Consider the following 9353-nt stretch of genomic DNA (forward strand, 5'->3'; position numbering starts at 1 on the left):
CTGATAGAATTTGGGTGTTGGTTCCAAAAGTAATGCTATGCCTTCCTCAGTTTCGGAGGTTGCATTATTACCAATCCAAAATTTCAGAAATTCAGTTTCGTTGTAGGTAATCAAACCAACCGCAGGATCTGAAATGTAGTAAGTTTTATCGTCTCCCTGCGTTTTAGTTTTAAATATTCCTCCTTTTGCAGTGATTTTGTAAAGCACTACAAAATGGTTGTTGTTCCAATGCAAAATGCAAGGCAGTGGTGCTTCGGCAAGTTTTTTGGTGTTAAGTTTTACGCCTAAGGTTCTAAACCCCAACTGCTCAGCTGCGTTTGAGAGCGCTAACAGACTGCTGCCGTCCCGATGCGTTTCGCTCAATTGCCGCAGTTTGGGCAAGCTAAGCGTTTTGCCGAAATGTTTGGCAATTATCTTCAAGCATGTAGGGCCGCAGTCTTTGGAATCGGGTTGGTGGTAGGTGGGGAAGTTATTCATACTCCTCAATATCGACATGTATATCGTAAGTATTTTGCCTTTTTATTAAATAGTTATTTTGCGACCAGATAGGCTCAAAATCTGCAAAAATCAATTTTTGATATGGCAAAAATCTATTAGTGACAGACACTGCAATCAGGCTGATTCCAGGTGGATCATCAAAGCCGAATTTAGATAGCTCAATTGAATCCATATTCCAAAATGATATGAATATTCCTTCTGAAGGTAAAATAACACTTTCGTGTTCATCGAAGTTTACTATTGCATACGTTTGATTTTTCTGTTTTTGTAGGATCAGATCTTTAGCTAACAATTTTCTGTTGGGAATTCCGTTCGATGTATCAACGCTAAAAATATTTAATAAAAATGGTGCGAATTGCACATTTTTGGCTTTGACTATTTTACCACTTTTTAGTCGCTTTTTGTAATCAGATGTGCCAATGGAAATTCGCTTTATGATTTGCCGTTTAGATGGAGTCATGTTTGGTATATAAACCGCTGAAACCATGTTAGTCTGTATAGGAGGAGAAAGCCCATAATTTTCTGGAAGGAATTTACGTACTGATTCGATAGGCGAAAGCGATTTTATTTTTCTCTTATTTTGGTTTTTATAAATTACAACTTCATCTAAAGCGGATGCTTGGGGCATTAGAAAACAAAAGTTAGATTCTCCTGTAAAATCAAAAGTTTCTTCTTGATACGCAATATGACGTATTTTCAATGTGGAGCTTAAAAAATTAATTGGTATTGAAGCGTTTCCCAATGTATCGCTCGAAGCTATTTCCTTTTCATGATCAAAAATAACTGCATTTGCAATTGGGCTATTGTTCTTCGCATCTAGTACTGTAATAATTCTCAATTGACTATATGTATGGTGCAGGACTAGTACAAATAAAGGAATTAAAATTTTATTCATACGAGAAAAGAGTAAGCTCGATTGGAACGTAGTAATCTGGGCACTGTTGCGATAATAAACGCAGATCCGTCTGCGTTTTTTCGACGTCCGTCAATTTATCTAATGAAAGCGGTGGGGTCACTTTGTAGAACTTTTTATCGACAGTATTAAAAAAGTTTCTCGCTAACGATTTTTCGAAGTTTAAACCAACTGCTAGTGGTAGTTGAATTGGTATGTAATTTTGAAAGACGATTCTACGCTGATTGTATTCTTCGATTCTACTTGGTGACTCAATAATTAAGTCTCCTTCATTATTTGTTTTTCCCAAAAATGTAACAACCATGTATACCCCATCATTTGGGATTTTAATTGGATTTATTAATTTAACCGTGGATCTACCTTTTACAATATCTCTTGCATCAACATGAAAATATTCACTTTCCGATATTGGTTTTTCCTCATCAGGGTAGTTTAGATTGTTTTGAAAAAACGTAATTTTTATTAGGATTGAAGGAGGGTCTCTTAGTTTATTAATCTTCATCCATAAGTCGTCTAGCTCGAATGGAATACTAACCTTCGATATATATCGTATTTTGTCATTTTGGTTAGATCTTATAAGGACTGCAACCTCAAAACCAAAAGTACCAAAAGCAGCATGTGGATGATTTTTTGAAATTTTTATTGGTTTGACTTTGATATATTTTCTTTTTCGGGACTGTATAGGCATCTTAACCTCTTGAAGTTCAATAGGTTTTGGGTCTAAAGTAATTGTATTCTTAATTGTATCAAACTTTACAGTGGTAGGTATATAATCTTCGTGTTGTAAAGTTGCAATACGATTTTCTGACTCAGAAATTCTAAATTTACCATTAGAATCAGAATAGAAGCCAGTACCACTACCCATAGAAATTGAGACGAAAGAGATTTTTTCATTAGTCAGACTATTTTTAATCTGAATTTCGCGACTTTGTGAAAACATCATTGAAACAGTCAAAAAAAGTGTAAGTCTAACCGTAGTTTGAAAAACACGTTGAGAGATAAAATCTCTCAACGCAGTATTAACTAACATTGCATTCCTGCTGGACATGGAAAAACTTGATTTGGAAGTAATTGAGCCTTACCCCAATCCATTCCGATAAATGTTCGCTGGTACTGTGCAGTGCATTCCCATCCGGTCGGGCCATCACCTGCGCCAGTTGTATTATAATAAGGCCTACCCGTGCATTGATAATTAGTCAAATACCCTGCACCATTGACGCTTTTCATTTGTGTTTTGCTTAAAAGCTGCACATTTTCTAAATTCTTAATGTTTTCTAACATAACGTATAAAATATAAATTTGTTTTACCGCAATAATTTCAAGNGCACTCACCCTAAAAGACGACACAACCAATAACAAACGAACAGTAAAATGACAGATAAAATGGCAACCCTTCGCAAAATTAAAAGAGCTGCAAGCCGAAACACAAGCCAACGCTTTTGCAGCACATTTAATTTTGCCCAATCGCACCCAAGCCCACCCACCACCCTGACACATACTGAAAGCATTAATCACAAATAGAAAACCGGTATGCAATACATAAATCCTATAGAAATATTGCAGCTTTCAAACATGGCGGACAGTAGCCAAATAGATAGCGACACAATAAAAAAGGCGAAACGTAGACTTTTTGCAGACATTGACTTATCGGACGATGGACATTACAATTATTATGGACTTCAACTTTCAAAAGGCGATTGTGAAAGAGCTATTAATGAACTTTCAAATATCGATTTGAAAGAATTTTATTTATACTTGACATCAAACAAAAAGCTCAACGAATTCTTGGTATATGGTAATGAAAGCTTATTTGACAATTTTAAACAAGACAGCATTTTTAAACTGGCGGACTTTGTAAATTTCATCAGTCCATATTATGCACCAAAGTTTGACAAGGCTCTTTCAACTGCTTTTGAGGATGAAGATGTTGAGCTATTGAAATCTATTCTTAAAACTTCTTTCCTTGTTTCTCAAAGTAATGTAAATACAGCATACAAAACCGTTTCGAACATTTTACAAAACAGACTTACAGAATTATCAGAAATTCGAACCGATATTAAAAACGAGGAAAGTATTTATGATGATGATGACATTCACGAAGTTGTTGATTTGGTTACAGAGTATTTCCCAACTGAACCTTTAAATTGTTTGCCAAATTATTTTCAAAGCCAAATTCTGAAAATTGCCAATGAAATCAACTATCTAAATGTTGCCATTTGGAACAACTTTGATAATACGCAAGTCTGCCAAGATTTACTTGAGCATATTTTAACTTTAAACATTGACGGTTTGAACAAACCTACCTTTCAAAATAATTACGAAATAGTTAAACGTAAAAATCAAGAAAGGATTGAACAAGAAAGGAATGCACCTATTTTAAGAAAATATGCAGGTTATCTCATTCAGTCAAAAAGTAAAATTGAAGAAATTGAAAACAAAACATTAACCCCTAGTTCACTTTTAAGTTGGGTCAATTCTTCTATTTCTATTCCTGATGTAAATCGACTGCCACAAACTTTTGATGAAATAAAAAATCAAGTTGCACTGTCTTTAAGGGCGATGTCGGTAGAGGTATGGAATTCATATTCAAATATTGACGTTTCAATTGACCTAATCAATAAAGCCAACAGCATTACAGGTTTGAAACCAGAAACACAAGAAAATCTTTTGGATGCTAAAAAGCAACTCACAGAATTAAAGACCAAAATTGATATTGCTAATTTAGTAAGACAAAGAACTGTTTCAACAACAACACAAACAAGGACTAATACAACTACAAGAAGCACTTCAAATTCCAGTTCAAGCAATAATTCAGGCTGTTTATGGCTTATTGGCATTGCTGTAGTAATAGGAATAATTGTTGCAATTTCTAATTCAAATAATTCCTCGTCATCTTACAATGATAGTTCTACAAACAATAGCTACACAAATCCTTCAACAAATTATTCAAATGACAATTCGAATAATTCACCAACAACGACACCTGTTGAAGAATATACGCCACCAGTAGAAAGCCAATACAAGGGAAATCAACTAAAAGATGGTGCATCACCTCTTGATGGTTGTTTTGGAAAAGGAATATATAGTGGTAACGCAACACTTACCATTGATAATGGTGGAAGTTCAGATGCAATTGTATGTTTATACAGTATTGATAATGGAAGAACTATAAGAAATGAATATGTCCGAAAAAATTCAAGTTTCACAATGTCTAATATCGCACAAGGCACTTATAAAATACGAGTTTTCTATGGCAATGACTGGAATCCAACCTTAACCAACAGTTGCGGAACAAAAGGAAATTTTGAGTCAGATGTCCATTTTTCAGAATTTGACGGAACAGAGTATTTTGAAGACAGCGACAGAGGATATACAATGGCAACGATTACGCTTTACACGGTTGCTGGCGGAAATGCTTCTTCATCTTCTATTGACCAATCAACATTTTTCAACAATTAACAATTATACATATGCAAGACATAAAAAAAGTAATCGTAAAAGTTCCCCAAGCTTATCTCGATTTCATCAATCAGATATTTGAAATTGAAAAAAAAGCGAATAATCTGAAAGAAGAAAATTCTATTCAGAGGAACATAAACAAAATGAAAGGAATAATGGAAGAAGAATTTTTTAAAGGCTCTTCCACAATTGGTTTAACCTATCATAATCCTTTGGGAGAAGATTACACAGATACAAGAACAGACTGCGAAGCAACAATTTCAGGTACTGGGGTTGAAAATCTTGAAATCGTTGAAGTAATCAAGCCTATCATTTATTATTCCTATCTGGATAGTGATAAAGTGATGAAAGTAATTGTGCAACCCGCAGTTGTAATCGTTCAATCTAAAAACTCTTAAAATAAAATTTACAAATGGAAAATACAATAAACTTCGGCATTGATTTAGGCACAACCAATAGTGCGATTGCTAAATTCATTAAAGGTGAAGTCATCATCTTTTCAAATCCACAGGATTACGGCAGAAACACTTTGCCATCTGTAGTTTCATACAAAAAAGATAAAATCATAGTTGGAAACAAAGCCAAAGAGTTTTTAGAAAAAGACCCCAAAAGTGTTGTTGGTGTTTTCAAACGTAAAATGGGAACTGCGGAAAGTTTTAAAATAAAATCAATCAATGAATCCAAAACTCCGATTGAATTATCAGCTCAAGTATTAAAAGAACTGAAAACATTTGTAAACACAGGCGATAACTTAGATGCTGTTGTAATAACCATTCCAGCCTCATTTGACACGATACAATCAAATGCAACAAAAGAAGCAGGTATACAAGCAGGTTTTAAACAAGTTGTGTTGTTGCAAGAACCAATTGCCGCAAGCTTGGCTTATGCCAACATGAAGAAAGAACGAGAAATGAACGATGGCCAATGGTTGGTTTACGATTTGGGAGGAGGAACTTTTGACGTTGCACTTATTCAAATAAAGCATGGAGAAATGAAAGTTTTAGACCACGAGGGTGATAATTTTTTAGGTGGCGCAGACTTTGACCAAATGATTGTAGAAAAGTTTGTGATTCCAAAAATTTCCGAAGAATACAACTTTATCAATTTGGAAGACGAAATGAAAAGTGCATCAGGAAAATTAAATGCTAAATATTATGTTCTGCTTAGGAGAGCAGAAGAAGCAAAAATCATTTTATCATCTAAAACTTCTGCAGAAATTGTTGTTGATGGTTTTGAAGACGAGGACGGCAACGAAGTTGATATGGAAATAACTATTACTCGTTCTGAATTCAATGAATTAATCAAATCCAATATAGATGGCACAATTGAAATGATTAAACAAATTCTAACTAGAAATTCATTAAAACCATCTGATTTGCAATTTAATTTAATGGTCGGTGGTTCTACATACATTCCTTATGTGCGTAGTCGTGTGGAAGAGGTTTTACAAATTCCAGTAAACTGTGAAATTGACCCAACTACTGCTGTGGCAGTTGGTGCTGCTTATTATGCAGCTACAAAGCCTAAAGAAATTGGAAAGGGAACAGGAGTAAAACCGACAACTGCAATTTCTATCAAAACATCTTATAACAAAGCATCAAAAGAAAAGGACGAACTTTTTTCAGCAAGAGTTACTGGCAAAACTGAAGGCTTATCATACAGAATAACAAGACAAGATGGAGGTTTCGACAGTGGGTTAAAGAAACTGACAGAGAGAATAAGCGAAGATTTACCATTGGTTGATGGAGCTTTCAATTTCTTTTCTTTTGTCGTATACGATAGCCAAAATAATATCGTAGAAACAGACATTGAGCCCATAGGTATCAATAGCGGTTTTGGAATTAGCGGACAGCCAATTCCTGAAGATATATGTTTGGAAGTAGATGATTACGATAACCCAGGCAAGACCAGACTAAAGCCGATTTTTTTCAAAAATTCAATTCTTCCTTTACGTTCTCAAGCTATTAGTTTTCCTCTAAATAAAGGTCTAATTGAAGGAAACGATGACGATTTTATTTATATCAATGTATTAGAAGGTTCTCATTTGGCATTGCCTGAAGCAAATAAAGTTATTGGCTTTATGAAAATTCGGGGTACACAAATAAAAAGAGATATTGCTAAAGGCTCTGATATTGAGATTACAATTTCAATCTCAGAATCAAGAGATATTATCATTTCAGTTTATTTGAACATGGCTGACCAAGAGTTTAAACAAACTTTCAACCCAAAAGAAAGACACACACCAGTTGAGTTTTTGAAAGAACAAGTTGAGGAACTTTCTGAGAAATTAGACTTGGAGATTGAAGAAGCAAGTGAAAAAGAAGATTTTGAAACAGCAAGTGCCTTGAGCAAATTGAAAAAAGAAATGGAAAGCGTCAGTGAGGAAACTGAAAGCTTAACCAGCGATGACGTTACGGACAAGCGCTACCAACTAGAAGATAAAAAAAGAAAAATTGCACAGGAAATTGATAGTGCAACCAAGAATAAGAGAATACAACAAGTAAAAGCCCATTATTTTGAAACAAAAGATGAATGTGAAAAGATGTTGGACGAAAACGGTAATGACCACGAACGAAAAACATTTAACGACATAGTTGCTCAAGAGAGTGCATTTTTTTCAACAAATAGCCCATTGAAAATTCAGGAGAAGTCAGACGAATTGTACAGCATTATTTCCCGTATTCGTTGGAGAACACCGGAGTTTTTAGTAGGTATTTTTAAATGGTGCAGAGACAATCAAACAAGAATGAATGACCAAGCCCAAGCGAAAAGTTTGGTTGATGCAGGAGTTTTTGCAATAGAAAGCAGGAACTGGGAACGACTTGCAGAAATCAATAGCGGACTTCTTAATTTACTCCCAAGAGGGGCAGAAAAAGAAGCAACAACAAGAATCGGTTTTGGTCTTTAAAATCAATAGCATGAAAAATTCAGAATTTAAAGATTTCCTATTCAAATCAGCCGTGATAGCAATGGCTTGCGATGGCAATATTGCGGAAGAAGAAATTAACGAAATCAAAAGCATTGTAGCTAATGAAATTTATTTTATGGGCTATGAGTTCGAAGAGCCATTGCAAAAAAATATTGAAGCAATAAAGAGTAATGGCAAAAATGCTGTTAATCAGTTTCTTCAAGAAATAACTAACAATGAATTAAACGAACATCAAGAGTTACTTTTAATTGAAGTCCTATTGAAGATTATTCAAGCTGATGAAAAGATTGAAGAAAACGAATTGCGGTTTTTGCATCTGGCAAAGTCTAAGATAAGGATAGACGAACAAACCCTAATTGTTAAGTTTCCTCATCATATTGATTATTTGATTGACTTTAATAACTATGGTCAACACGAAGAGTTTACAAACGAAATTAACTTTTAAAATATGAGTAAAAGATTAGAAGCAAAAATCACTTGTCCATCTTGTGGCAATCAATTTGACTTTACATTGTATCGTACAATATGGGGCGAATACCCAGAAAATAGAGAACTTGTTATGTCCAACAAGATTAATGTTGCTACTTGCCCACGATGTAACAAGCAAACTAAGCTTCCCTTCCCTTTTATGTACACTAATGCCGAACGACAATTTGCAGTTTGGTGGGAGCCTGAATTTGATGCTCAAATTGGAAAGGACAGTGAAGGTTATGTACAAATGATGGGCCCAGGAAATTATCTTGCGGCTGCCCCACGTATCAAGGATTGGAACGAGTTTAAACAAACAATAATAAAATTTGAAAGTGGCGAATTAAAGGCAAAGCCAGCTGTTATTAGTCAAGATGAATGAACAAATGCAGGGTTTCCTAAAGCATTTACAAAACCAAAACAAGAAGAAAAATAGTGGTTGTTTAGGTGTATTCGTCCTTTTGTTAGGTTTCGGGGCGAGTGTCGTTTATGGAATTTCAAAACTTTTCTTTCTGTGAACATTGTAATAAAAATATCACTTGCGGTTTTGTTTTTGTTGTGCTTATTAGACATGCCTTATGGTTATTTTCAATTTGTTCGATTTGCAGGTCTAATTGGATTTGGAATTTTAGCCTATCAAGCACACCAACAAGGCAGACAGACAGAAATGATAATTTATGGTGGGCTTGCTTTGCTATTTCAACCGTTTTTCAAAATCACATTTGGCAGACAATTGTGGAATATAATTGACGTAGTTGTAGGAATAGGACTCTTAATTTCAATATTTATAAAACCAAAGGAAAGCCAACCCTAAAAGCAAGCACATTTGCAATTCGCACAAGCCAACGCACAGACCAAAAATTGCAAAAGAGCTTGCTTTGCCAACGCACCAAGACAGACACAAAATGACAGCAAACAAACACGACAGAAAAGAAGGGCGAAGTGCTAACATGCGTTTGGCGTCATGCGGGGTGACGTGCTTAAATTCAAGTTCAGTTTTTCAAATCAACTTTAGTGCTGGGTTGACAGTTTTGTGCCCTAAAATCCCGCACGAACGCCAAGCGCAAAAACGTTACCACCAATTAT

At 35.0% G+C, this 9353-nt stretch carries 9 protein-coding genes; 6 read left to right on the forward strand and 3 right to left on the reverse strand.

Translation table 11 applies throughout. From position 1 onward, the window contains the following. The 3 genes from CHX27_RS03925 to CHX27_RS03935 form a co-directional block, all read right to left on the reverse strand. Window positions 1–477, reverse strand: a 477-nt coding sequence (locus tag CHX27_RS03925; RefSeq protein WP_243388956.1) for a cysteine peptidase family C39 domain-containing protein, incomplete at its 3' end; no start/stop codon positions are given. Then, on the reverse strand, window positions 470–1393 hold the full coding sequence (locus tag CHX27_RS03930) for a peptidase associated/transthyretin-like domain-containing protein (protein ID WP_094485464.1): 924 nt from the start codon (window positions 1391–1393) through the stop codon (window positions 470–472). The genes CHX27_RS03930 and CHX27_RS03925, both read right to left, overlap by 8 nt. Next, entirely contained in the window at window positions 1386–2459 is a 1074-nt protein-coding gene (locus CHX27_RS03935; RefSeq protein ID WP_165764429.1) for a carboxypeptidase-like regulatory domain-containing protein, read from the reverse strand. Before CHX27_RS03935 ends, CHX27_RS03930 begins: the two co-directional genes overlap by 8 nt. 482 nt (window positions 2460–2941) lie before the next feature. Between CHX27_RS03935 and CHX27_RS03945 the strand changes: the two genes are divergently transcribed. The 6 genes from CHX27_RS03945 (at window position 2942) to CHX27_RS03970 (ending at window position 9081) form a co-directional block, all read left to right on the forward strand. Then, window positions 2942–4870, forward strand: coding sequence for a hypothetical protein (locus CHX27_RS03945; protein ID WP_133063411.1), 1929 nt, complete (start codon window positions 2942–2944; stop codon window positions 4868–4870). An 11-nt stretch (window positions 4871–4881) separates the two neighbouring features. Next, complete coding sequence (locus CHX27_RS03950; RefSeq protein WP_094485468.1) at window positions 4882–5268, forward strand: hypothetical protein; 387 nt, start codon at window positions 4882–4884, stop codon at window positions 5266–5268. A 14-nt stretch (window positions 5269–5282) separates the two neighbouring features. Then, window positions 5283–7778 carry an Hsp70 family protein gene (locus CHX27_RS03955; protein ID WP_094485469.1) on the forward strand — a complete coding sequence of 832 codons (2496 nt, stop codon included), beginning with the start codon at window positions 5283–5285 and terminating at the stop codon, window positions 7776–7778. Window positions 7779–7788: 10 nt separating this feature from the next. After that, complete coding sequence (locus CHX27_RS03960) at window positions 7789–8244, forward strand: TerB family tellurite resistance protein (protein WP_094485470.1); 456 nt, start codon at window positions 7789–7791, stop codon at window positions 8242–8244. Window positions 8245–8247: 3 nt separating this feature from the next. Further along, window positions 8248–8649 carry a CpXC domain-containing protein gene (locus tag CHX27_RS03965; protein WP_094485471.1) on the forward strand — a complete coding sequence of 134 codons (402 nt, stop codon included), beginning with the start codon at window positions 8248–8250 and terminating at the stop codon, window positions 8647–8649. Window positions 8650–8781: 132 nt separating this feature from the next. Then, complete coding sequence (locus CHX27_RS03970; RefSeq protein ID WP_094485472.1) at window positions 8782–9081, forward strand: DUF6804 family protein; 300 nt, start codon at window positions 8782–8784, stop codon at window positions 9079–9081. Window positions 9082–9353: the final 272 nt, after the last annotated feature.

Source organism: Flavobacterium aurantiibacter (genome assembly GCF_002251775.1).
Taxonomy (GTDB): Bacteria; Bacteroidota; Bacteroidia; order Flavobacteriales; family Flavobacteriaceae; genus Flavobacterium; species Flavobacterium aurantiibacter.